The 21849-nt window shown below is 40.2% G+C and carries 23 protein-coding genes; 6 read left to right on the top strand and 17 right to left on the bottom strand.

The genetic code is table 11. The annotated features are described in order from the left end of the window. Positions 1-66 precede the first annotated feature (66 nt). Both NSQ49_RS20515 and NSQ49_RS20510 read right to left on the bottom strand, forming a co-directional pair. Positions 67-759 carry an AIM24 family protein gene (locus tag NSQ49_RS20515; RefSeq protein ID WP_159864101.1) on the bottom strand — a complete coding sequence of 231 codons (693 nt, stop codon included), beginning with the start codon at positions 757-759 and terminating at the stop codon, positions 67-69. Between the two features lie 7 nt (positions 760-766). After that, positions 767-1459: a class I SAM-dependent methyltransferase gene (locus tag NSQ49_RS20510; RefSeq protein WP_159864104.1), complete on the bottom strand. Its 693-nt coding sequence runs from the start codon at positions 1457-1459 to the stop codon at positions 767-769. A gap of 144 nt (positions 1460-1603) precedes the next feature. Here NSQ49_RS20510 and NSQ49_RS20505 point away from each other — a divergent pair, with 144 nt between their 5' ends. Continuing rightward, on the top strand, positions 1604-1822 hold the full coding sequence (locus tag NSQ49_RS20505) for a DUF3892 domain-containing protein (RefSeq protein WP_159864107.1): 219 nt from the start codon (positions 1604-1606) through the stop codon (positions 1820-1822). A gap of 45 nt (positions 1823-1867) precedes the next feature. Here NSQ49_RS20505 and mntR read toward each other — a convergent pair whose 3' ends face one another. From mntR to NSQ49_RS20485, 4 genes are all read right to left on the bottom strand, one after another. Continuing rightward, complete coding sequence (gene mntR / locus NSQ49_RS20500) at positions 1868-2293, bottom strand: transcriptional regulator MntR (protein ID WP_159864110.1); 426 nt, start codon at positions 2291-2293, stop codon at positions 1868-1870. 186 nt (positions 2294-2479) lie between these two features. Then, complete coding sequence (locus NSQ49_RS20495) at positions 2480-4642, bottom strand: DNA topoisomerase III (RefSeq protein ID WP_251283607.1); 2163 nt, start codon at positions 4640-4642, stop codon at positions 2480-2482. A 173-nt stretch (positions 4643-4815) separates the two neighbouring features. After that, a complete protein-coding gene (pulA, locus tag NSQ49_RS20490) occupies positions 4816-7740 on the bottom strand; it encodes a type I pullulanase (protein ID WP_251283608.1) in 2925 nt (974 codons plus the stop codon). Between the two features lie 137 nt (positions 7741-7877). Beyond that, positions 7878-8168 (bottom strand): hypothetical protein, encoded by a 291-nt coding sequence (locus tag NSQ49_RS20485; protein WP_159864116.1) that lies wholly within the window; start codon positions 8166-8168, stop codon positions 7878-7880. A 316-nt stretch (positions 8169-8484) separates the two neighbouring features. On the opposite strand from NSQ49_RS20485, the gene cspD reads away from it, so the two are divergent. Continuing rightward, complete coding sequence (cspD, locus tag NSQ49_RS20480; RefSeq protein ID WP_009791749.1) at positions 8485-8685, top strand: cold-shock protein CspD; 201 nt, start codon at positions 8485-8487, stop codon at positions 8683-8685. Positions 8686-8954: 269 nt separating this feature from the next. Here cspD and NSQ49_RS20475 read toward each other — a convergent pair whose 3' ends face one another. Both NSQ49_RS20475 and NSQ49_RS20470 read right to left on the bottom strand, forming a co-directional pair. After that, on the bottom strand, positions 8955-9131 hold the full coding sequence (locus NSQ49_RS20475) for a zinc-finger domain-containing protein (RefSeq protein ID WP_159864119.1): 177 nt from the start codon (positions 9129-9131) through the stop codon (positions 8955-8957). 27 nt (positions 9132-9158) lie between these two features. Then, a complete protein-coding gene (locus NSQ49_RS20470; RefSeq protein WP_159864122.1) occupies positions 9159-9815 on the bottom strand; it encodes a ribonuclease H family protein in 657 nt (218 codons plus the stop codon). A gap of 183 nt (positions 9816-9998) precedes the next feature. On the opposite strand from NSQ49_RS20470, the gene NSQ49_RS20465 reads away from it, so the two are divergent. From NSQ49_RS20465 to NSQ49_RS20455, 3 genes are all read left to right on the top strand, one after another. After that, positions 9999-10676, top strand: coding sequence for a queuosine precursor transporter (locus NSQ49_RS20465; protein ID WP_159864125.1), 678 nt, complete (start codon positions 9999-10001; stop codon positions 10674-10676). Positions 10677-10776: 100 nt separating this feature from the next. Then, on the top strand, positions 10777-11190 hold the full coding sequence (locus tag NSQ49_RS20460; protein ID WP_159864128.1) for a reverse transcriptase-like protein: 414 nt from the start codon (positions 10777-10779) through the stop codon (positions 11188-11190). Next, entirely contained in the window at positions 11183-12103 is a 921-nt protein-coding gene (locus NSQ49_RS20455) for a DMT family transporter (protein ID WP_159864131.1), read from the top strand. The genes NSQ49_RS20460 and NSQ49_RS20455 overlap by 8 nt, the downstream gene beginning before the upstream one ends. 37 nt (positions 12104-12140) lie before the next feature. On the opposite strand, the gene NSQ49_RS20450 is transcribed toward NSQ49_RS20455, so the two are convergent. Together NSQ49_RS20450 and NSQ49_RS20445 are read right to left on the bottom strand one after the other, a co-directional pair. Then, on the bottom strand, positions 12141-12404 hold the full coding sequence (locus tag NSQ49_RS20450; protein WP_159864133.1) for a DUF6123 family protein: 264 nt from the start codon (positions 12402-12404) through the stop codon (positions 12141-12143). A gap of 116 nt (positions 12405-12520) precedes the next feature. Next, positions 12521-12982 carry a divergent PAP2 family protein gene (locus NSQ49_RS20445; protein WP_159864136.1) on the bottom strand — a complete coding sequence of 154 codons (462 nt, stop codon included), beginning with the start codon at positions 12980-12982 and terminating at the stop codon, positions 12521-12523. 224 nt (positions 12983-13206) lie between these two features. Between NSQ49_RS20445 and sspL the strand changes: the two genes are divergently transcribed. Further along, the gene (sspL, locus tag NSQ49_RS20440) at positions 13207-13344 is read left to right on the top strand and encodes a small, acid-soluble spore protein L (RefSeq protein WP_026581140.1); all 138 of its coding nucleotides are present in this window, start codon (positions 13207-13209) and stop codon (positions 13342-13344) included. A gap of 381 nt (positions 13345-13725) precedes the next feature. On the opposite strand, the gene NSQ49_RS20435 is transcribed toward sspL, so the two are convergent. From NSQ49_RS20435 to NSQ49_RS20405, 7 genes are all read right to left on the bottom strand, one after another. Continuing rightward, positions 13726-14616, bottom strand: a complete 891-nt coding sequence (locus tag NSQ49_RS20435; protein WP_251283609.1) for a 5'-3' exonuclease — start codon at positions 14614-14616, stop codon at positions 13726-13728. 79 nt (positions 14617-14695) lie between these two features. Then, positions 14696-15298 carry a hypothetical protein gene (locus NSQ49_RS20430; RefSeq protein ID WP_159864142.1) on the bottom strand — a complete coding sequence of 201 codons (603 nt, stop codon included), beginning with the start codon at positions 15296-15298 and terminating at the stop codon, positions 14696-14698. Positions 15299-15388: 90 nt separating this feature from the next. Further along, a complete protein-coding gene (locus tag NSQ49_RS20425; protein WP_159864145.1) occupies positions 15389-16225 on the bottom strand; it encodes a sulfurtransferase in 837 nt (278 codons plus the stop codon). Further along, positions 16222-16413 carry a hypothetical protein gene (locus tag NSQ49_RS20420; protein ID WP_159864148.1) on the bottom strand — a complete coding sequence of 64 codons (192 nt, stop codon included), beginning with the start codon at positions 16411-16413 and terminating at the stop codon, positions 16222-16224. Before NSQ49_RS20420 ends, NSQ49_RS20425 begins: the two co-directional genes overlap by 4 nt. Positions 16414-16442: 29 nt before the next feature. Continuing rightward, the gene (locus tag NSQ49_RS20415; protein WP_251283610.1) at positions 16443-17192 is read right to left on the bottom strand and encodes a nucleotidyltransferase domain-containing protein; all 750 of its coding nucleotides are present in this window, start codon (positions 17190-17192) and stop codon (positions 16443-16445) included. A gap of 27 nt (positions 17193-17219) precedes the next feature. Further along, positions 17220-20882: a dynamin family protein gene (locus tag NSQ49_RS20410; RefSeq protein WP_251283611.1), complete on the bottom strand. Its 3663-nt coding sequence runs from the start codon at positions 20880-20882 to the stop codon at positions 17220-17222. A gap of 403 nt (positions 20883-21285) precedes the next feature. Next, on the bottom strand, positions 21286-21849 hold the full coding sequence (locus tag NSQ49_RS20405) for an isoprenylcysteine carboxyl methyltransferase family protein (RefSeq protein WP_159864157.1): 564 nt from the start codon (positions 21847-21849) through the stop codon (positions 21286-21288).

Genomic DNA, 21849 nt, shown 5'->3' with positions numbered 1-21849 from the left:
TAAAAACATGAAAAAGCCGGTTTTTTAATAAACCGGCTTTTCTTAGCAAAGCGCTTATGCTATTCCTTATGATTGCTGAGCATAATACACTTCTTCAAATGGCTGGACCACTACAAAGCCGCTGCCTGAAAACTTCATTTGTATCGACTCTCCACTCCCTCTTCCAAGGAACGTTTTAAAAGAGATATCTGTAACAAATTCCGGCTGCAGTGACCCTGACCAAGCAACTGTCGCATTCGGATCAGTATATACGGGGTTATCAGGAGTAACCAAAAGTGTCAGCGGCTCATAGTGGGAAGTAATAGCTACCATTCCCGTCCCTTCTAAATGGACATTGAACAAGCCTCCTGCCAGCATGCCTGCCATTCTCTTCATTAATTTAATATCCCAGCTGATGGAAGGCTCGAAAGCAAGGAGATCATTTCCATTTACAAAAATGGAATCCCCAGCCAGATTCAGAATTGAGATCTTTTTGCCCTGGTCTGCAAGGTATAGCTTTCCGTTGCCTGTTGCTTTCATTAAAGCGGTTCCCTCTCCGGTGAGTGCCTTTTTGAACATCTTTCCTAAGCCATGCTCGAGAATACCTTCGCGCTCAAACTTTATCTGGCCGCGGTAGGAGACCATTCCGCCCGCCTTAGCCCAAACCTGGCTGGTTAGATTAATTTCGAGCATCCTTGGTGTCTCCAGTTCAAAAAGCCCTTCACCTTTATCCTGCTGTTTCGTCTGGTTTACAAACTCTTCAATTGAATATCTGCTCATTCTTTTGTCATCCTTTCCTTTTTCTGCTTTCAAGCATAAAGATCCACATAAAAGATAATGATTGCTTTAACTCATCAGTCAGCGAGCCTTTTGAAAGCTGCTCTGATGCTTTTTTATATACGCCCAGTTCATCAATCTTTGACCATCCATTTTCATGTGCAAGCTGTTCAAATTCCCACGGCATCATGGTATTGCAAATAACTTCATCCTTATAAAGCCTGCGGTAGCTGTTAGCCCGCGGTGCGGCCGTGGGGCCAAGAATCCCTATACAAGCCCTTCCGCCCGGCTTAACAATTCGCCGAATTTCCTGTAAAACATCAAGCGGGCTCTCGGTCCATTCCAGTGAATTAATCGCAAGAACCGCATCAATTGCATTTTCCTCGAGCGAAAGCTCTGAAATGTCTTCCTTCCTGAAAACCGCATCCGTTTCAGCGTTTAATTTTTCAGCTTTATGTATCATCTCTTCTGAGACGTCAATCCCGGTAACCTTATAGCCAGCCAAAGCAAGCTTGTAGGAGCCGTAACCATCTCCGCACCCAAGATCACAAACAGCAGATTCTTTTTTGACATGTTTTTCGAAGAAGGAGATGATATCCTTTCGGCTTCCTTCCTCCCACATTGCCCTGCTCTTTGCATTCCATGATTCTGAATTTTTATCCCACAGCTTCTCTGCTTCTGCAGACCAATTGAAAGTACTCATTCTATCCCTCCGTCTAAGCATACGATTGTTTATAAAAAAAGTTCCCAATATTTTTAATTCGCTAAGATTCTCAAAAATACCTCTGATTATATAATGATAAAAACGTCAACAATATTGGTAGAAAATGAATAAGGAGCGTTTTGTATGAACGGCGAGCAGCTGACAGCAGTCTACCGTAACAATAGTGGTGAAATCATTTCATTCCAAACATCCGGAGGACGAATCATTTCTTATCGCAAAGCACTGATGGAGGCAGAACAAGGTATTATTGAAGGTATCCATATTTATGAAAGCGAAGATGGCTCTATACAGCTAAATCCTTCCGAAGCATCATCTTTTGATGATTTTCCAAGCCTCTATTAATTATTAGCCCTATATGAAAAAACCTGACTCAAAGCAGTCAGGTTTTTACTGTTCTTCTTCATTTTTACGCTGGATTTCCCTCAGCACTCCGATGCGGCTATCATCCTCCTCAAAAAATTGAACCAAGTCGCCCACCCGGTCGATGGCATCCCAGCTCAGATGATGTTCAATGCCTTCCACATCTTCATAAATATTTTCTTCTTTGACTCCAATAATACGCAGGAGCTGTTCTAAAAGTTCATGCCGGTATACAAGCCTCTTGCCGATTTTTTTCCCTTTTGGTGTTAATACAAGCCCTCTGTATTTTTCATATACAAGATACTCATCCTTATCAAGCTTCTGGACCATTTTTGTCACAGAAGATGGATGTACTGAGAGAGCCTCTGCAATATCAGAAACCCTTGCATAACCTTTGTCTTCAATTAACATATATATTTGTTCAATGTAATCTTCCATACTTGGTGTTGGCATTACGCAACCTCCTGCCACTTAGAAAAGCGCAGAGCGCCTGCCGATGGGCGCTCGGAGCTAGACAATCTATTTTAGAAAAGCGCAGAGCGCATGTTCATTTAATATCTCCATAAATAAATATAGGACTTAGACGATTTTACTACAGTTGGAAAATGGAGACAAGGAATTATGCTAAATCCGGTAAATTCAGGTTTTTTGCGGGAAAAGAAATTTGACTCTGTTTTCTTTTTGATCCCAGGATAATTTAGCTGAAAATGTTTTATCTTTTCCTTTGCTCGTAAATCCTTCAACTAATTCTGTTTCTCCGTCCTTTAATAGCTGTTTGAGCAGTTTTTGAGTCATTGTCTTACCCATAATGCTTTTGGAGATAGTGAAAGTGCATTTGGTCTTATTATAATTGGAACAGCCATAAAAGCTTCCCTTATCCACAACTTTACCATCACATAGCATGCATTTTCCCAGATTCGCTGACCTTTTTTGCTTGAATTTGCCGGGAGTGAATCCCTCTTTATCTTCTTCTGAGAATATCCACTTTCCTGCATGTTCAATAGAGGCAGAGATTAAATGCCCTACCATTTTATTGGTCTGCTCCATGAATTGTTTCGGGGATGCCTGACCATCTGAAATGTCCTTTAGCCGCTGTTCCCATTTTGCCGTCATTTCAGGAGAAGCAAGTATTTGTGTTCCTATTGCTTCTATAAGGATTTTTGCTTTTGAGTTTGCATATACAAGATTTTTCTTTATATCGATGTATTTGCGCTCCTTCAGCATTGTAATGATTCCCGCTCTTGTGGCTTCTGTTCCCAGGCCTTCTGTCTTCATCAGAACCTTCTCAAGTTCCTTATCCTCAATATGCTTCCCCGCCGATTTCATTAGTGTAATCAGCTGGCCTTCAGTATACCTTTTAGGCGGCTGGGTTTTGCTTTCTTTTACATCAGCCTTCAACACTGTTCCCTGATCGCCAGCCTGCAGTAAAGGCAGTGCCGGATCCTTTTCCTTCTCCTGCTGAGGAATCACTTTTCGCCAGCCTTCCTCAAGCTGGACTTTCCCCTTGGATAGAAACAATGCTCTTCCATCCACAAGAGTCTTAATCGTTGTATATTCTGATACAGCTTTTCCATAATGAGCAGCGATTAAGCTCCTCACGACCAGATCATAGAGAATTTTTTCTTCCGAAGATAATCTTCCCAGGTCCGGCACCTGTTCCGTCGGAATGATGGCATAGTGATCAGTTACCTTCTTGTCATTCACATACCGTTTATTCTGCAAAATCGAGCTTATAGGCAAAGGGAAAAATTCCTTATACTCCTCTTTTGCTTCCATTTTTCTGAGGATTTCCGGAAACATTTCAGCTTCTCCTGCGGTTACATGACGGGAGTCTGAACGAGGATATGAAACGATTCCTTTTTGATAAAGCTTTTGCAGAACATCCAGTGTTTTTTTAGGAGGGAATTTGAACCTGCGGTTGGCTTCTGCCTGCAATGCCGAAAGATTATACAGCATAGGCGGAAGGAATTCTTTTTTTTCAGCCTGCACATCTTCTACCTTTGCATCTTTATCTCTGCAAAATGCCGCAATCTTTTCGGCAAGCTCTTTAGTCTTAATTCTGGCCTCTCCATCTTTTTCCCACTTACCGGTATATTTTTTCCCGTTTACTTTAAATTGTGCGTTTACCTCCCAAAAAGGTTCGGAAACAAAGTTCTGAATTTCATTTTCTCTTTTTACGATTAAAGCAAGTGTGGGTGTCTGAACCCTTCCTACTGAAAAAACATCCGAGAAACCTTTCTGCTGCAGAAGAAGACTGTATAAACGCGAAGCATTCATCCCAACGACCCAGTCGGCACATGCTCTCGTATAGGCTTCATAGTATAAATTTCCTGTGTCGCTTTCATCCAGCAGGGCGAGAAAACCTTCCTTTATGGCTTTTGGAGTCAAAGAAGAGATCCATAGCCTTTTCATAGGAACTCTAGATCCGGTAAGCCTTAGTATGTTCCGGATAATAAGCTCTCCTTCTCTCCCTGCATCCCCTGCATGGATAATTTCTGTTAAATCGGGATTAGAAGCAAGCTGTTTGATTATATTAAATTGCTTTGCTTTATCCTTTGTCACTTCATATTGAAATTGCTCTGGAATGATTGGCAATGTGTCCAAAGACCATTTTTTCCAATCCTTTTTATATTTTTCAGGGGCAGACAGCTGGCATAGGTGGCCTATAGCCCAGGTAACATGAGCCCCCTGGGGGAATATATCATTTGGAAAGATTTCAATATATCCCTGGTGTTTCTTCATTTTAAAAATAGAAGCCAGCGTCATACCCTGATCGGGTTTTTCCGCGATAATCAGTTTCATACTTTAGCTCCCTTTGTGTTGTAAGAACAAAATATAGATATCTATTTTAATATTAACCTAAAAATTTAGCAAAGGGAGTTAAAATACCATTATAGATATGAAATTTTAAAAAACACTTGTGTTCCAATATGCAAACAAAAGAAGAACCCTCTGACAGGATTCTCCTCTGCTTTTTATCTTTTCAGAATAAAACTTGTTTGTGCCGGTACTTCAATTGTTTTTGACTGATATATCTTTAAGGTTCCTAACCCAGCCTGCTTTCCGTCTGCAAGCAAATGCCAAGGGCTATTGGCTGGAAGTGATATCTTGACTGGTTCTGTATTTGCATTATGGATTACTACAATCTCTTTGGCTCTATCTTTTAGGCCTTTAGCATCCAGTCTGTATGCAACTGTATTATCTGGAGCATCAATAAATTCAAGCTTTGACTGAATATCCTCTGCTGTAGTCATTCTGAAGGATTTATAGTGCTTTCTCAGCTTTATCAAACCTTTGAAGTAGTCTACTTCCCTGCTGAATTCAGTTCGGCGGTCCCAGTCTAACTGATTGACACTATCAGGGGATTTATAGCTGTTGTGATCCCCATATTTTGTCCGCATGAATTCCTGGCCGGCATGAACAAAGCTGACACCCTGGGATGTCAAAATGATGGAAGAAGCCAGCTTATGCATTTTCTTTTTGGATTCTTCTGATGCATCCGGATTGGTCAGTTCAAGCTTATCCCAAAGAGTATGGTTGTCATGGGCCTCAGCATATGTCACCACCTGTTCAGGATCCTTGTATGTGGCCATTGTGGCCGGATACTCCAATCCTGCTGCAATTCCTTGCTGAACAAAGCTTTCCAAGCCTTGCTTGCCATTTACAAAACCTTTATCCCGTTCATCAAACACACTGCCTTTTAAACCATCCCGGATGCCATCATTGAAATGGCCTATACCAGGCATATCTTCGGCATTTTTCTGATTGGCTTTTCTTTCTGCAGCCAGTGGTGTGTTTAAATCCCAGCCTTCTCCAATCATAATGATAGAAGGATCAATTTTATTCAATGCCTTTCTTACTTTATTCATAGTTTGAGTGTCATGAATCCCCATCAAGTCAAAGCGGAATCCGTCAAGATTATATTCTTCAGCCCAATAGGCAACAGAGTCGATAATAAATTTCTGAACCATTTTCCTTTCTGAAGCTGTATCATTGCCTACCCCTGTGCCATTGGCAAGTGTTCCATCTTCGTTATAGCGGAAAAAGTAGCCTGGTACAAGCTTGTGGAAACTGGATTCATTTACTGCAAAAACATGATTATATACAACATCCATTACAACCCTCAGCTGCTCATTATGGTATTCCTGAATCATTGTCTTCAATTCTGTAATTCTTGCAGATGGATTATATGGATCAGTAGAATACGAACCTTCCGGCACATTATAGTTTTTAGGATCATAGCCCCAGTTATACTGTGGCTGGTCCAGTTTTGTTTCATCAACTGTCCGGTAGTCATAAACCGGAAGAAACTGAACATGTGTGACTCCAAGATCTTTTATATGATTTAAACCTGTTTTTTCTCCTGTAGAATTTGTGGTGCCTTTCTCAGCAGCCCCAAGATACTTCCCCTTATGCTTTATGCCGCTGTCCTCGTGAATGGAAAGGTCCCGGACATGAACTTCATAGATAATAGAGTCCTCTGGATTCTTTAACTTTGGCTTCTGTTTATTCCACTTTTTAGGATCGGTTGAATCCATGTCCATTACTACGCCCCTGTCGCCATTTACCGTTACAGCCCGCACATAAGGATCGGTGGCTTCTGTCCATTCTTCTCCAATTTTGACTCTATAATTGTAAATCAGCCCATTTTGATCTCCTTTAAGAATTGTTGACCAGGTGCCTTTTTCACCTCTTTCAAGAGAAATTTCTTCGGCGGTCTGATCATTCCAGCTGTCATAAAGCACTATCGATGCTTCACTTGCTGTAGGGGCCCAAACCCTAAAGGCGGTGTGTTTTTTAGTATACTGATTCCCCAGCTTTCCATCATAATAGAAAGCATCATCAAATTCCTCCGATCTGACAATATTCCCGATCTTCACCACTGCCTCTCCAAATGAAACTGCAGAGATTTTATATGATTGCCTGAAATCCAATTTATCTTCCGTTATTACTCTTACTTTATTTGTAAAATCCTTTTCCTCATCCCCGTCAAAAGGGACCACTTCTTTAATTTTGGCATTGTCAATTTTAATTATGGATTCCCAAGCTCTCCATTCGAATGGAAAATTAGTTTCAAGTGTAATTTGATTAAAGGTATCCATAGAAGCATTCACAATTTTAGGATCTTTTTCAATATAAGCTGGATTGTAATAAATTCTTTCTGTTCCCTGAACAATCCATACTTCTGCATTCCCCATATCATCAAACTTTGTAATAAAGCGATCACCAAACTCCTTAACGGCCCAATCATCTCCTTGCATGCTCTTCCTGACTATAAATCCAGCCTTTGTCATACCTTCCGGGTTTTCAAGTTCAAATTCAGCAACTTTCCCAAAATCATCTTCTGCTGTAAAATCAATTCTTTTTCCACCCTTGCCTTCAGGCCACGTCCATAAATTCCAGCCTTCATAATTTCCGTCATATCTAAAATAGTGGAGTTTTACCTTCACACGTTCGAATGCCGGAAAGTCCCTGTACTCACCATCAGGCGGTGATGTATATGTATGTTCATCGCCTGCTTTCACCCATACTTCATCATAGCCGCTCTTTATATTGATGAATCGGTCCCCTCCATCTTTCTCCCAGCTGTCAGTGCGGACTATAAAACCAACTTCATCATGGATACCTTCAAGCACAACTTCTGCAATAAGTCCAAACTCATCATCACCAGTAAATTCAAAAACCTGTCCCTCGCCATCTTTAGGCCAAACCCACAAATTCCAATCCTTTGTTCCGCCATCTTCAGGCTGATAATGGATGGTGACTGTTGTAGTCTGACCTGCTCCATGTGTCTTTTTCTCAGCTGATGCAATCGTTTGCATTAATGGTGATAAAAAATTAGATGCAGCAAATATTATAGCTGCGGCCAGAAAAATCAACTGTTTAAACGCTTTCAACATTATTCCTCCTTTATGAGTTATTAGAAGATTCTATCAACTATATATTAATCTATAGAGGAAATCGTTTGCATAAGGCGGAAGCCCCTGAGATCTTTTACCTATTAAACCTGTTCATAAAAAAAATCGGCTTTTGCCGATCAGTCTTTTAAATAGCGTTTTAATGTAAGGTTCTTTTGAATGTACCATTTATCTTCTGCAACAATGTTTGAGACGGTCAATATCAGAGATGGTATTTTCTCGACATTAAAAACAATAATGCCTAATTGGTCATTCATGATGATAAAAGACTCTCCATGCGTGTAATGCGGGAGATCCTTGCCAAGCTGCAGGATGGAACTGATGATGGCCTGCTTCTCTTCTGCTTCAATCTGGATGTTGGGTGAAAACCTCAAGATCCAATCCTGATCCTCAATCGAAAACCGGTACATTCCCCTCACCCTTTGAAAACAAGATAATTAATAATTCATATGAGAAAAACGATAATTTATGTTATCAGATCTCAGTAAAAACCAAGTATTTCCCTTCCCAATAAATAAAAGTAGAAATATTTAAAATATTTTATTGTTTTTTGTAAAAATGGTGTTCAATTCCTTGACTGAAAGTGCCCATTCGTGTATATTATAATCATCATTTAACAGAATATATTTCCGTTATTAGATAAAAATATCTGTTATGTTTTGTTAGGTGGTAATATTCATCTAAGGCACATGATGTGTCTTGACAGGCTTAGGAGGAAATGTAAACATGCAAAACGGTAAAGTAAAATGGTTCAACAATGAAAAAGGTTTCGGTTTCATCGAAGTTGAAGGCGGAGACGATGTTTTCGTACACTTCACAGCTATCCAAGGCGATGGTTTCAAATCTTTAGAAGAAGGCCAAGAAGTTTCTTTTGAAATCGTTGAAGGAAACCGCGGACCTCAAGCTGCAAACGTTGTAAAACTATAATTCAAATATAACGATAATAAGGCTGGCATCTGCCAGCCTTTTATTTTGTCCAGCATTTATCGCAGTCTAACGGGCAGTAAGACCCCCACATCAAGACTCAGATGATTCAATGGAAGATAAGCGGAAATCAAAGCCCGTAAAGGCTCGAAAGAAGGAAAAGGACTTAAAAACGCCACATCCCGCGGCAACGTCTTTGTGCCCCGCTTCCTGTGGGCCTCATCTAACAATCAGCAGAGAGAAAAACACTCCCCACTTATTGAAGTTTCAATTTATGAAAGCTTGCACCCAATTGATTTAATTTTCTCACCGACTGTACACTCTGTAATGCAAAATCGATGAGCATACCTTCGCCCTTTTTCATCTTTATGATGTTTATGAAGGAAGCAGTCTTTGCAATAACTTGTCATCAGCTCCTCCACTTCATTGATAATTTCCTTTCTGCTCAAAACGGTTCACGCCTTCCTTAATTCCATTTATATGATCTGCATTTTGCTGTTAATAACCTTCCCTTGCAGCGCTTGGCTTGCCAGCTTATCCGCTTCTTTATTTTCATTGCGCGGAATGGGTTTATATCTTGGCAGTATGCTCAGCTTTTTTATCTTTTCTTCTATTCGGTCGAGCCAGCGATTTAAATTCTCTTCATAACACGGCCATTCACCTTCAAGCTGTTTTAATACCACCTGGGAATCACCCTTAAATTCACAAGTCATATGATGAACGCCCATTTCTTCAAGCAGGTTTAGGGTATAATATATAGCTGCATATTCTGCCTCATTATTATTATCCATCTCATCAAAGAGCTCATTTGCCCTGACACGATACTTCTTTTTGCCCTGTTTAAAATAAATGACCGCACCGAGTCCGGCCTGGCTGGTATCTTTATTAAAGCCGCCATCAAAAAATACGGTAATATCATGAGGGTCCTCTTCCACTTCCATGAGGAGCTTTTTCATTTCTTTTGTGCTCCAGGAAGTTCCTGCTTCATCATAATAAAAGATCTCTTTGCCCTTTCCCGACTTTTCGATATCTTCTCCAGCCTGCAATGCAGATTCACCATCGATCCAGTCTGAAGTAAATAAAATATCCCCGGTTCCTTTAAGTTTATATTTCCATTCTAATTTATATTTCATTTAGGTCAGCCTTTCTGTACTTTATTAGCTGGTCATCATTATTAGAACTGTTTGCAATAGTTGAATTTATTATACTTTCCTTTGTTATTACTAAATGAGTATATTTCAAGGTATAATGGTCAATGACATTTTTATATCATGCGGTTCGAAAACTCCCGCATTAACAAAACTAGGAGGAATTTGATGTTCAATGAATGGTTTGGATTGCTTTTTGCAATTATTAATTTCACCTTAGTATTGGCGATGTACCGCCTGTTTGGAAAGACTGGTCTATTCGTGTGGATCGGGTTCTCCACTGTCATGGCCAATCTTCAAGTGGTAAAAACCATTGAAATGTTCGGCCTGACCGCCACTTTAGGCAACGCTATGTATGGTACAGCTTTTCTGGTTACAGATATCTTAAATGAAAAGTACGGAAGAGATGAAGCAAAAAAAGCTGTATGGCTTGGTTTCTTTACTCTTCTATCCATGACTCTTATCATGCAGATGGTATTATTATTCAAACCGCATGAAACTGATTTTGCTCAAGGAGCCCTCAGCACTCTTTTTTCGGTTCTGCCGCGGATTGCTGCAGGAAGTCTCGCTGCCTATTTAGTCAGCCAATTTACAGATGTTTATATTTTTACCTATTTAAGAAAGAAATTTCCAAAAGACGGTCAATTTTGGATCAGGAATAATGGCAGCACTATGATCAGCCAGCTCTTGGATACACTTGTATTTACAAGTATCGCTTTTCTCGGCGTGTTTCCCATTGAAGATTGGGTTCAAATTTTCTTCACAACTTACTTGCTGAAATTTATAGTAGCCATACTTGATACCCCGTTTGGCTATATTGCTAAACGTTTTCCAGTAAGAGATTAGGATGCCATACAGGTATCCTTTTTCTGCAGTATCAGCTATTTTTGTGATAAACTACATTTAGTTTACCCTATTATAGTGTTAAAAACAGGAGGCAACATAATTGATTGAAGTATATATCGATGGAGCAAGTGCGGGAAATCCGGGTCCCAGCGGTGCTGGCATATTTATTAAAAATAATGGCCAGGTTGAACGCTTTTCCATTGCTTTGGGCTATATGGAAAATCACGAAGCAGAATACCGTGCATTTATTCATGCACTAAAAATATGCATTGATAAGGGCTATAAAAACGTATCGTTCCGAACGGATTCACAGCTTGTTAACCGTGCTGTTGAAAAAGAATATGTAAAAAATAAAAAGTTTGCCCCACTGCTTGAAGAAGCTTTGAAGCTTACTGGGAAGTTCGATTTATTTTTTATGAAGTGGGTGCCGAGCACAGAAAACAAGGCAGCGGATGAATTGGCCAGAGCTGCCATTCACAAAAACAAAGTGAAGGGCCAGGATGATAATGAATAGATCAGTACTATTTGCGGATGTAAGCCTTTTGCTGGTGGCCTTTGTGTGGGGAACCACCTTTGTGCTTGTACAAAACGCTATTGCTTTTCTTGAGCCATTCTCATTTAATGGTGCCCGCTTCTTTCTGGCCGCTTTAATTCTGGGCGGATGGCTGGTTATTTTCGAAAGAAAACAAGTAAAGCAATTAGATAAAAGTCTTTTATTATCAGGAGTTATTATGGGCTTGTTCCTATTTATAGGCTATGCCTTCCAGACAATCGGACTGCTTTACACAACATCTTCAAAAGCCGGCTTCATTACGGGGTTAAGTGTAGTAATGGTTCCTGTCTTTTCTTTAATGCTTCTAAAAATCAAGCCGGGATTCAATGCTATTATCGGTGTTTCAATTGCGACCGCAGGATTGTATTTGCTTACCATGACCGATAAAGCCTCACTGAATATCGGTGATGCCTATGTATTAATCTGTGCTGTCGGTTTTGCCCTCCATATTATCTTTACAGGTAAATACAGCAGCAAATATCCTGCCCTGCTATTAACGGTTATTCAAGTAAGTACCGTGGCCCTATTATCAGTCATATTTGCTTTCATCACAGAAAACTGGCAGCAGGCATTGGAAACAGAGGTTTTATTCAAGGTCAATGTAGTTACTGCCCTTATTGTAACTTCACTTTTTGCAACTGCTATTGCATTTTTTGCACAGACCGCATTTCAAAAATACACAACACCGACAAGAGTTGCTCTGATTTTCGCCATGGAGCCTGTTTTTGCAGCGGCTGCAGGATTTTTGTGGGCGAATGAAAGACTTTCTTATAGTGCCCTTGCCGGCTGTCTGCTTATTTTTGCCGGCATGATTTTTGCAGAGATACCCTCTAAGAAAACGTTTTTACCTTTCAGAAAAAAGGAAGCTTCGTAATCTAAAAAAGGCGTGATCTACTAACAGACACGCCTTTTTATATGATTGCTTTTTCTTTTACAAATTTTATTGCTTCCCGCCTGCTGGTAATATTCTTTGAAACCATGGTTTCCAGTAAAGAAACGTAGAAGCTTCCGTCAAATGATTTCTGTGCTTTTAATGTCAGCTCTATTGCTGCATTGGCCAGCTCGTCAGAAGCATTAGTATAATGTTTGCCAAAGTAAATGAAGCCAATTGCGTCATCCCTGAATCGGAAACCTTTACTTTGCAAAAAATGCAAATATTCTTCAACTGTCTTCATTGTACTTACCCTCTTCCCCTGCTCCTCCTGTATTCTCTTAAATCTTAACTGATTTTTCGACAATTATCTACCTTTTTTCGGCATGAAGCAGGGGCTTAGTAAGCTCTAATAAGCAGCTATTTCTTCTTAGTAAGAAGGTATCCGAGAGTTCCGGTTAATACACCGAGGAGTGCTCCCCCTAAAACTTCAGCAGGCTGATGGCCAAGCATTTCCTTCAGTTTTTTTGGACCTTCCTCCTCAAATTTTACTGTTTCATCCTTATGAATTTTATCAACCAGTTCACCAAGGCTGTTTACCTTCAAGGTAAGCTCTCCTGTCTGGCGCCTGATTCCCTGGGCATCATACATAACGATCAGGCCGTAAACCAGTGATAATGCAAAATCAACGGTCGGTACCCCACGCTTTAAAGCAATAAACGTGGTTAAAGACGATACGCCTGCCGAATGGGAACTTGGCATGCCTCCAGTCTGGAAAAATAAATCAGGACGGAATTCTCCCTTTTTCACATAGTGGATCGGAATTTTCAGGCCCTGTGCAAGCCCTATGCTTAAAAGAGCGATATAAACTCCCTTATTCATTACATCTCACCTCTACTTTAGTGTTAAGTATGCAGACTTTTATTATTCCTCCAACAAGCCTAATTAGGCTTTGATTCATGGTGTATTTATAGCCAAAACTGATGAAAAATTCACGGCATCAGTTTCTCTAAATTGTACCCTGCATGAATATGATTAAAACCCGGAGACATTAACAATAATAAGCTTATCAATAGAAGAATTGCTGTCTGGGGGAGGTGAAACAGATGAGTAAAAACGGACATACAAACAGAGGAAAAAAGGCACCTGGCGTAAACCCTCAAGGATACGGGCAGGATGCTGAATTTGCAGAAGAGCCTAAAAGCAAGCTGGAGAATGCAGCAAAAAAGAAGAATACGAAATAATATTAAAATGGCCGCCATTGGCGGCTTTTTAAGTTTGTTTGTCAAAGCAGGCCTGGCGGAGATGAACACAGGATGAATTTTTGGCGCGGTTCTCTTCCTTTTGCCGAGGGCTTATATGCGGGTTTATCCTGGTAATGCGAGTCATTATCTATGGGCTCAGTTTTCGTTATGTCTGAGATGATATTCAAAGGCTCTTTTCTAAAAGATTGTTGTTTTTGTTTATGAAGTCAGCCCATTGATTTCCGCTCCAGGCGCGGGGAGGAATGTGAGGCTCCGCTCCAATCAACTCAGCAGATTAAACTGGCTTTTTGAGAAAGCAACAAACTTTACGAAAACAGCCTATTCAAAATAAAAACCCCAGGCAGAAGCCTGGAGATTGTATTATGCATATTCCTTTTTAACATCCAGAAATCTGTGAAGGCCGCGGAACTCAACTTCAGTGAATTTCTCAATAACTTTTTCCCGATTCATTTTAAATTGGGCCAGATCGAGAGGACATTCAACAGGTACATCGCATTTTATTTCGGCGAGCTGTCTGCTCAAGTGGAGCATTTCAAGATCCTGTTCAATCTTGGCACGCTGTCCTTTTGTGAGCTGTTCCAGATTTTCTAATACGCCCTCAATATGCTCAAATTGCTGCAGCAGCTTAAGCGCTGTTTTTTCACCAATTCCTTTTACTCCCGGGTAATTATCACTTGTATCCCCCATGAAGGCTTTCAGGTCTATCATCTGTTTAGGTGTGATTCCTTTTTCTTCATAAAAAGTTTCCCTCGTATGCACAAGGTAATTTCCGTAGCCTTTTTGCAGTAAAATGACCGAAATATTATCATCCAGAAGCTGCAGCATATCCTGATCTCCTGTAAGGATCAGCACATCTGCTTCCTGGCTTGCTTTTTTCGCAATGGTGCCGATGCAATCATCAGCTTCAAACCCTTCAAGACCAATATTAGGTACATCGAAGGCGTCCACTACTTCTTTAACAAGATCGAATTGAGGCACCAGTTCAATTGGAGCTTCGGGACGGTTGGCTTTATAAGCACCAAACATTTCCGTGCGGAAGGTTTTGCTGCCCATATCCCAGCATACTGCCACATGTGACGGATTAAAGGAAGAAACAGCGGTTAAAAAGTGTTTAACAAAACCGTAAACTCCATTTGTAGGAATTCCTTTTGAATTTATCATAAATTGACCTGATATTGCTGTCGCAAAATAGGCTCTGAACAGCAGCGCCATTCCATCAACCAGCAGCAGTGAAGGTTTATTTTCGTTCATGTCTCCGCCTCCCAATTATAATCATAACAACTATTATAACATGGGAAACTCTCCATTTCTCTTGAAAAGTTTAACAGAATCAGTCTGTTTCCCTGATCAATTCCACTCCATGCTCTTCAAGCTCATAGTAAGCCGCTATTCTTGCTTTGCGGATATTATCATTTAGCTGAAAGGAATATTCAATCCCATCGTTAAAAGTAAAAATTAATTCATCATCAGACATAACACCCATCTTATTTATAACCGTCTGCCTTGCCTGCTGAATTTCGGACCACTCATAATGCTTCTCCTGCAAACTGAATAATGTATTAAAATGCACACCATTTTTATCAATATAGTGATAATAATCAAAACTTAAAATCGCTGTAAGAAGTGAAAATAAAAATCCTGCTCCCGCAAAAACCTTTCCAAACCAGCCGAATTTTTCTGCGCTCTTCAGCCAGACTCCCAATATGATAAAAACACCTACTGCCGCTAATCCAACACTAAATGTCAAATAAGCTGATTTTGGCGCTTCAAACACCCAAGTTCCTTCAGGTCTATAAAACTGAGCCTGAAATGGAGAAAGTAAAAATATTGGAATAAAGATTGCAGATAATATCAGGATGATTCCCATTGTAACCAATATTTGTGTTATATCGGTTTTTTGTTTTTTGGTAATGGTGTAGCCCGAAGTATTCATATTTCCCCTCCACATCAAAAATCGATCGAACATTTTAAATTATATAATAATTTATACAGTAAAAAAATCCCTTTTTTTAAAGGGATTTCACTATTTTTCGACAGTCTCTATATTATTGCTGTCATAAGAGATCCAATCACTGAAGCTTCCGGCATATAATTTAACATTTTTATAACCCGCTTCCTTTAAAGCTAGATAATTAGGTGCTGCTGTTACACCTGAGCCGCAATAAACGATTATGGGTTTGTCTTTATCAATCTCCGAAAATCGTATTTCCTGTTCACCTGCATCTTTAAATCTCCCATTTCTATATGCCTCAAGCCAAACTTTATTGACTGCCCCCGGAATATGGCCCGCTTTCTTATCAATCGGCTCCTCCTGCCCCAGGTATCTCTTTTCCTCTCTCGAGTCAATTAATACAGCACTGTCCTGATTTCCTGCTGCGCTTTTAACTTCGTCGTACGAGGCAACTATATCAGGCTGCAGTTCAATTTTAAAATCAGCTCTCTCAATGCTTGGAACTTCTTTAGATAGAGGATAATCGCTTTCTGTCCATTCCTTGAATCCTCCATTCAATACAAAAACATTCTCATGCCCTAAATACCTGAGCAGCCACCAGAACCTTGCTGCAAAGGCCCCTTCACCGCCGTCATAGGCGATAACTGTTGTATCTCTGCTGATTCCGGCTTGCTCAAGGACATTTTTTAATTGAGCTGGATCTGGCAGGGGGTGCCGGCCTCCGTGTTCCCTTACCGTACCTGACAAATCTTTCTCCAGATCAAAATACACGGCATTGGGAATATGATTATGTTCATATAAGCTGCGCCCTACATCAGGCGAACCTAGTTTAAAGCGGCAGTCAGCAATTCGGATTTTGGGATCATCCATTTTTGATAATACCCATTCCTTTTCTGCTAGATACTTCATGTAAGGTTTTCCCCTTTCCTCTTTTCCATCAGGCGTTTTATATGTTCCTTAGGTGTCCAGCAATTAAATTGATAGTCAGGCTTCGTTTCATAGCCCAGTCTGCTGCAAAAATAAACCATTCCGTCTTTACGTTTTTCAGGCTGGAAGTTTACGCAGGTTGCACATGCATGAAAAGAATTTTTCTCCATTTCTCTCCCTTTTCTTCCCCGAAAGTATTCTAAACATTCAGCAGTTCCCAGAGCCATTCATTCAGTCCGGATACCCTGCTTTTTCCTTTAGGGATTGAGTCAGCTGCTGCATAGAGCAGATCCCTTTCTGATACCAATTTCTCAGCCATTTGCTTTGCTAAAAGTTTCTGGATTACCCTCCCGCTTTGTTTTGCATGCACCAGGGTGCGATAAAAGCGAGTAAAATCATCCTCTTCTTTTAGGCTAAAGAGGCCAGTATATAAAAAATCCCCTTTTACATTGGTTTGCTTAAGCAGCTGCTTTGAAATGAGGCAGGCCCTTACTGCCTGAATCAGCAGCTTTTGTTTTTTTAACGTAAAATCATCTTTTTTCATCGCTTCACCAAGATTGCGGGAAAACAGCTGAATGTAATGCTGAAACAACTTAAATCTTGAATATTCTTCTTCTGCAAAACTCTTCAGCCTTTCGGAAAAGCCTTTCATATCCTTGTATATAATAGGCGAGTAAGCCCATTCGAATAAACTCGGATTGGATTTTTGCATAAGATCAAATGCTTTAAAGACATCCCAGCCGTGAGCATCATAGGGGGCATCTGTATTAATAACTTCTATTGTGCGTTCAAGGGAAAGGTATGCTTTCAGATTCCTATGTTTGAAAATGAAGCGGATATCATAATCTGAATCCGCTTCATCTGTCCCCCAGGCCCTGCTTCCTGCTTCACATGCAAAAAGGATGTCAATATTGTATTTTTCTTCAGCAGCGGAAAGCCATTTATCCATAAGAAAGCAGCAACCTTTCAATACCTTTTATGCGTACTGTGAAATCTTCCTCTCAATTTCTTTCAGCTCATCAATTGGGAAATCATCTTTTAAAGCAGCGGCAATTCCTTCATAATATTCGTTGTTCTGTTCAATCAGCAAATTGAGCATCCGCTCAAATTCAGTCATGAGCTGGCTGCTGTAATGGAATTTCAGTCTGCTGCTCTCAGCCTGCAGATAGCGTTCTGCAGGTTCCTGCAGATTCTTCTCTAGCTCATCCGCTAATTGTTTGCGTTCATTCTTTTCAAAAAATGATTTTGGATTTTTAAAGTAGGATAAAGCTTTTTTAAATTGATTAGGGTCTTCATTGGAAAATGCTGAATCAAATTCAATACTTTCCATTTTTAACGGCTCAAAGGTGCTAAAAGACAAATCACTGTTCACATTTGCGGCTCTCTTTGCAATAGTCTCCTGCTGCTGGCCAATCAGCTTGGAGATATAGGATTCAAGCCTTAATGTCGTTGCGCGAAGCTCCTGAGCAAAATCAAATCCAAAACTTGCAAGGAATTCATCAAGCGCCATCTTAAGCATTTTCTTTAAATTCCTGCCGTCATCCTTCAGAACTGAGGGGTTGAAGGTCTCTTTAACAAAGTCATAGAAACGCAGAAATACTCTTTGCTTAATGTAAAATACAAGCTCATCCGTTTCTTGTTCAAGCCTTTGGGACAGCAGTTCTGATTTTTGCCCGCGGATAATATCAGTAATCTTTTGATGCTCTTCTTCAATCTGTTTCAGCTTTTCAAACCTGACTTCCTTATCTTCCTGGGAAGAAGAAATATATGACCTGAGCTGTGCTAATAGGCGCTTCCACTCTGTTTCTGCAGATGAGATTGAAATATTCAGCAGGTCCTGATTAATAAAGGAATAAAAGCTTTTTTCAAAGGAACTGATATTGGACACTTCTTCTTTGCTGCTATCCAGCTTCTCTTCCAAAGCTTGGAGGCTTGAGATACCGGATAGATGCGGGCGGCGGATTCCGTATTGCACCAGCTGTTCTTCAACGTACTGGAGGACAGATTCTTTTTCTTCCTCATTATTGGCAAGGTCAATGGCATTAACGATAAAGAACATCTTATCAAGGGAGAAGGTATCCTTTACCCTCCCCAGCTGGATAAGGAACTCTCTATCGGCTTTTGAGAAGGCATGATTATAATAAGTGACAAAAAGGATTGCATCAGAGTTTTTTATATATTCAAAAGCGACCCCGGTATGCCTCGCATTAATCGAATCTGCCCCAGGTGTGTCAACCAGGGTAATTCCCTGCCTTGTCAGTTCACAGTCAAAATAAACTTCAATCGTTTCAACAAAGCATGATTTTTCTTCATTGGCAACATAGTCCCTAAACTCCTCCAAATCAGCTTTTATGACTTTCCCAAGCCGATCTGCGAAGAAATCAAAGCCTTTCATAAATGCATTCAAAAATGCAAAGTGTGTCTTTTCATTCGCATCAAAATCCTGGCCTTCCCCAGTGATTTTCTTAATAGCTTCAGCAGCATCTCCGAAGTTTTCTGCAGAATAATCAAAGACCTTCAATGAAAAATTGATATCATTTAAGAGAGTCTGTGAGTCCTTTACTTTTACTTGAACGGTTCCATGCTCATTTTCTGCCGTAACAGGTTTAATTTTGTTGATTGCAGCTGTGGTCGGATTTGGCGAAACCGGAAGCAGTTTATTCCCGATTAATGCATTGGCAAAGGAGGACTTACCTGCACTAAATGCACCAAAGAGGGCTACGGTGAATTCTTTGCTCTCAAGCCTTGAAGCTTGATCTGCCAAATCAGCTGCAAGCTTTCTGAAACCTGGAACTTCTTTTACGGCCTTCGCGGTGAATTGAAGCTTTTCAATTACAGGCTGAACAGAAACTGCTGGAACCGTTTCCCCTGCCGACTCTTCTTCCGCTGATTTTTCAGGCTTATTAAGCACCTTTTCCTTCTCCATTTTATCTTCATGCATGAAAATAACTTCTGCTTCCTCGACATCTTCTAAAGCAAGTATTCTGGTTTGCTCTTGAAATTCATCATGACCAAAGTCACCTGTTAGATAGACATTCATCTCTTCAGATGCCTTCTTAATTTTGTCATTAAGGGTTTTAATCGCACTCAGTGCATCAGCATAAGAAGAAAGCTCGCGAATTTCATTGGCCAGTTCAGTTTGATCGACGCGGTTATTTTCCTCAAGCGCTTCCAGAAGTGCATCCTTCAAGAAAGCAGCACTCTTTTTGGCAATTCTCTTTACTGCCTCTGCGGTGTCGTTTGTATACTGTAGAACATAATCTCCTGAAACCATGGCACCGGATTTTACCGTTTCAGCTAGAAGATCCGGTTCAAAAGAAAGCTTGAAGCTTTGTACTTGTGCCAGAATTTCTGAATGATGGATATTATGCTGCTTGAACTGATGTAAAAACAGCTCTTTTATATGCCACTCCAGCTGAGACTTTACCTTTTCTGAGAAGTCCTGATAAAAGCGCTCAAGCCGCAAGGACCGTTCCTGCTCCGTTTTCTGTCTGCTGAAAAATAAGCCAATTTTAAAGGAAGGCTGGCACGACTCTAGGTAAGATTCAGCCAGTTCCCTCGTCTGGAAAGGCATTAAGTAAGCGTTTTTTAAAATCTCATCAATCTTTCCAGTTAACTCAATATCTGCTTCATGTATGGAAGATTTCAGCTTATTAAGCTGACTCTCTAACTCTTGCAGCCTGCTTTCGAGCTGATACCGTTCATCCTGATTCAGCTCAGCCAATTTTCCTTCCCATTTATCCTTTTCAGCTGCATGGGATTCTTCTAAAAATGCCAGATGATCATCTGTTAACTTCTTTAAAGAATTAAATATAGATTGGGGCAAAAGCTCTTCACGGTTATCTATGCTGCTGTTGACAAAGTTCTGAAGATCTTTAAATTCATTTGCCTGGTGATTTTCGTCTCTTAACGTGGTGTAAAAGATCCGGGCTGGCTTTACTCCCCAGGATGCAAATGATTCCTTTACGCTATCTTTAAACTGGTCAAAGCTGAGTTCTTCATCACGATGTTTATCAATTTGATTGATGACAAGATAAACCTCTTTTCCAGCAGCGGTAAGCTCTTTTGTAAAAAGAAAATTTAATTCCGACTGGACATGATTATAATCCATTACGTAAAAAATAAGGTCAGCCAAATGAAGAGCAGATTCAGTAGCAATTCTATGCGCGTCATCTGTAGAGTCAATACCAGGTGTATCCATAATTACTGCCTTATTAGGCAACCTGGTTGCTGAATGGCTTATTTCGATGGATTGAATGGAATCGCCATCCTTGCAATAGGATTTTACCTGACCGTAATCATACGGAGCAGGATAAAGCCTTGGCTTTCCTTCCTTAAAAATAACTTTGGCATAATCTTCATCACCTGATTTTACTTTCACCAGGTTAGCACTGGTTGGAATCGGCGATGACGGAAGGAGATCCTCTCCGGCAAGCTTGTTAATCATACTCGATTTTCCCGCAGAAAAATGTCCGCAAAAAGCAATAGCAAATTCCTGGTCTTTTAGCTTAATTATGAGATCTTTCGCTCTTTTAGCTGTCTGGCTATCCCCATTTCTCTGGGCGAATGTATATATAGCAGTTATTCTGTTCATTATTTCAGTCTGCTGCAATCCTGGTTGCAAAATCGTGTCAGCCATTTCCATTAATCCCCTTGTAACTTTAATTTACTTCCTATTCTATATGATTTTCGATTATTTTCCTATATAGGACGGTTATTCTTTGATTTTTCTAATATTTCTCAGCTGAACTCAATTTATGATTTTATCCTATGTTCATTTGCTTGTATTTTCTCCAATCGAAAAAACAAAAACCAGGCGTCTGCCTGGTTCCAAAAGAATACTATTATCTTGTATGTGGTTTAGCAACGTTATTTAATACATGTTTCATAACAAGTGAATAGGCAGCGATTGTGCCAGCAACAAATAGAATTGTCATATGTAGCAACACCTTCCTGTTGGGAATGATATTGAGAATAATTTTCAAATTCAATTAAAAGTTTATCACGAACGATAATCATTTTCAATAGGGGTTTTTAAATTATCAAACTTTTTTAATATCTCTATTTAAGCAAGACCTTAACCGCAAAAATGTTTCTTCGTATTCTGTCAATTCCTTCAGTGCTTTTTCTTCGGCTGGTATTCTGACCGACAAAACCGCTATATTTAGCAGAGTAAATACAGCAGCTGTTATATAAGCCTGAAACATTAAAGGAATCACAAGAAATTCCGCAGCTACAATGGCGTAGTTCGGATGCTTTATAAACCGGTATGGCCCTCTTCTGACTACTTCAGCTCCCGGAAGGACAATGATTTTTGTATTCCAATATCTCCCTAAAGAATGAAGTGCCCATATCCTCACCGTCTGGGTAAGGAAGAACAGAGTCAGCAGTATGGGCCAAAATGGCGACAGATTTTTTTTAAAGATGATAACTTCCAGCAGATAGCAGACAAAAAAGGACGCATGAACCGCAACAATCCACCGATAATGCCTCTGGCCAAATTCCAGTGCGCCCATGCCTTTCATCCACTTTTCATTACGGCGGGCTAAAGCAAGCTCTGCCCCCCTCTGCAACATGATAATACTAATTAAAATTATGAACAGCAT

The organism is Cytobacillus sp. FSL R5-0377 (assembly GCF_038004385.1).
Taxonomy (GTDB): Bacteria; Bacillota; Bacilli; order Bacillales; family Cytobacillaceae; genus Cytobacillus.
This window is presented reverse-complemented; position numbering and strand designations above follow the sequence as displayed.

What these genes read in the sequence shown, in the direction of transcription:
- NSQ49_RS20435 (WP_251283609.1), bottom strand. Translation starts at nt 14,616, where the DNA reads ATGAACGAAAATAAACCTTCACTGCTGCTGGTTGATGGAATGGCGCTG.
- NSQ49_RS20470 (WP_159864122.1), bottom strand. Translation starts at nt 9,815, where the DNA reads ATGAAATATAAATTAGAATGGAAATATAAACTTAAAGGAACCGGGGAT.
- mntR (WP_159864110.1), bottom strand. Translation starts at nt 2,293, where the DNA reads ATGCCAACACCAAGTATGGAAGATTACATTGAACAAATATATATGTTA.
- NSQ49_RS20485 (WP_159864116.1), bottom strand. Translation starts at nt 8,168, where the DNA reads ATGTACCGGTTTTCGATTGAGGATCAGGATTGGATCTTGAGGTTTTCA.
- pulA (WP_251283608.1), bottom strand. Translation starts at nt 7,740, where the DNA reads ATGTTGAAAGCGTTTAAACAGTTGATTTTTCTGGCCGCAGCTATAATA.
- NSQ49_RS20425 (WP_159864145.1), bottom strand. Translation starts at nt 16,225, where the DNA reads ATGAAGTATCTAGCAGAAAAGGAATGGGTATTATCAAAAATGGATGAT.
- NSQ49_RS20420 (WP_159864148.1), bottom strand. Translation starts at nt 16,413, where the DNA reads ATGGAGAAAAATTCTTTTCATGCATGTGCAACCTGCGTAAACTTCCAG.
- cspD (WP_009791749.1), top strand. Translation starts at nt 8,485, where the DNA reads ATGCAAAACGGTAAAGTAAAATGGTTCAACAATGAAAAAGGTTTCGGT.
- NSQ49_RS20450 (WP_159864133.1), bottom strand. Translation starts at nt 12,404, where the DNA reads ATGAAGACAGTTGAAGAATATTTGCATTTTTTGCAAAGTAAAGGTTTC.
- NSQ49_RS20465 (WP_159864125.1), top strand. Translation starts at nt 9,999, where the DNA reads ATGTTCAATGAATGGTTTGGATTGCTTTTTGCAATTATTAATTTCACC.
- NSQ49_RS20505 (WP_159864107.1), top strand. Translation starts at nt 1,604, where the DNA reads ATGAACGGCGAGCAGCTGACAGCAGTCTACCGTAACAATAGTGGTGAA.
- NSQ49_RS20430 (WP_159864142.1), bottom strand. Translation starts at nt 15,298, where the DNA reads ATGAATACTTCGGGCTACACCATTACCAAAAAACAAAAAACCGATATA.
- NSQ49_RS20495 (WP_251283607.1), bottom strand. Translation starts at nt 4,642, where the DNA reads ATGAAACTGATTATCGCGGAAAAACCCGATCAGGGTATGACGCTGGCT.
- NSQ49_RS20510 (WP_159864104.1), bottom strand. Translation starts at nt 1,459, where the DNA reads ATGAGTACTTTCAATTGGTCTGCAGAAGCAGAGAAGCTGTGGGATAAA.
- NSQ49_RS20415 (WP_251283610.1), bottom strand. Translation starts at nt 17,192, where the DNA reads ATGGATAAATGGCTTTCCGCTGCTGAAGAAAAATACAATATTGACATC.
- sspL (WP_026581140.1), top strand. Translation starts at nt 13,207, where the DNA reads ATGAGTAAAAACGGACATACAAACAGAGGAAAAAAGGCACCTGGCGTA.
- NSQ49_RS20445 (WP_159864136.1), bottom strand. Translation starts at nt 12,982, where the DNA reads ATGAATAAGGGAGTTTATATCGCTCTTTTAAGCATAGGGCTTGCACAG.
- NSQ49_RS20410 (WP_251283611.1), bottom strand. Translation starts at nt 20,882, where the DNA reads ATGGCTGACACGATTTTGCAACCAGGATTGCAGCAGACTGAAATAATG.
- NSQ49_RS20405 (WP_159864157.1), bottom strand. Translation starts at nt 21,849, where the DNA reads ATGCTGTTCATAATTTTAATTAGTATTATCATGTTGCAGAGGGGGGCA.
- NSQ49_RS20515 (WP_159864101.1), bottom strand. Translation starts at nt 759, where the DNA reads ATGAGCAGATATTCAATTGAAGAGTTTGTAAACCAGACGAAACAGCAG.
- NSQ49_RS20455 (WP_159864131.1), top strand. Translation starts at nt 11,183, where the DNA reads ATGAATAGATCAGTACTATTTGCGGATGTAAGCCTTTTGCTGGTGGCC.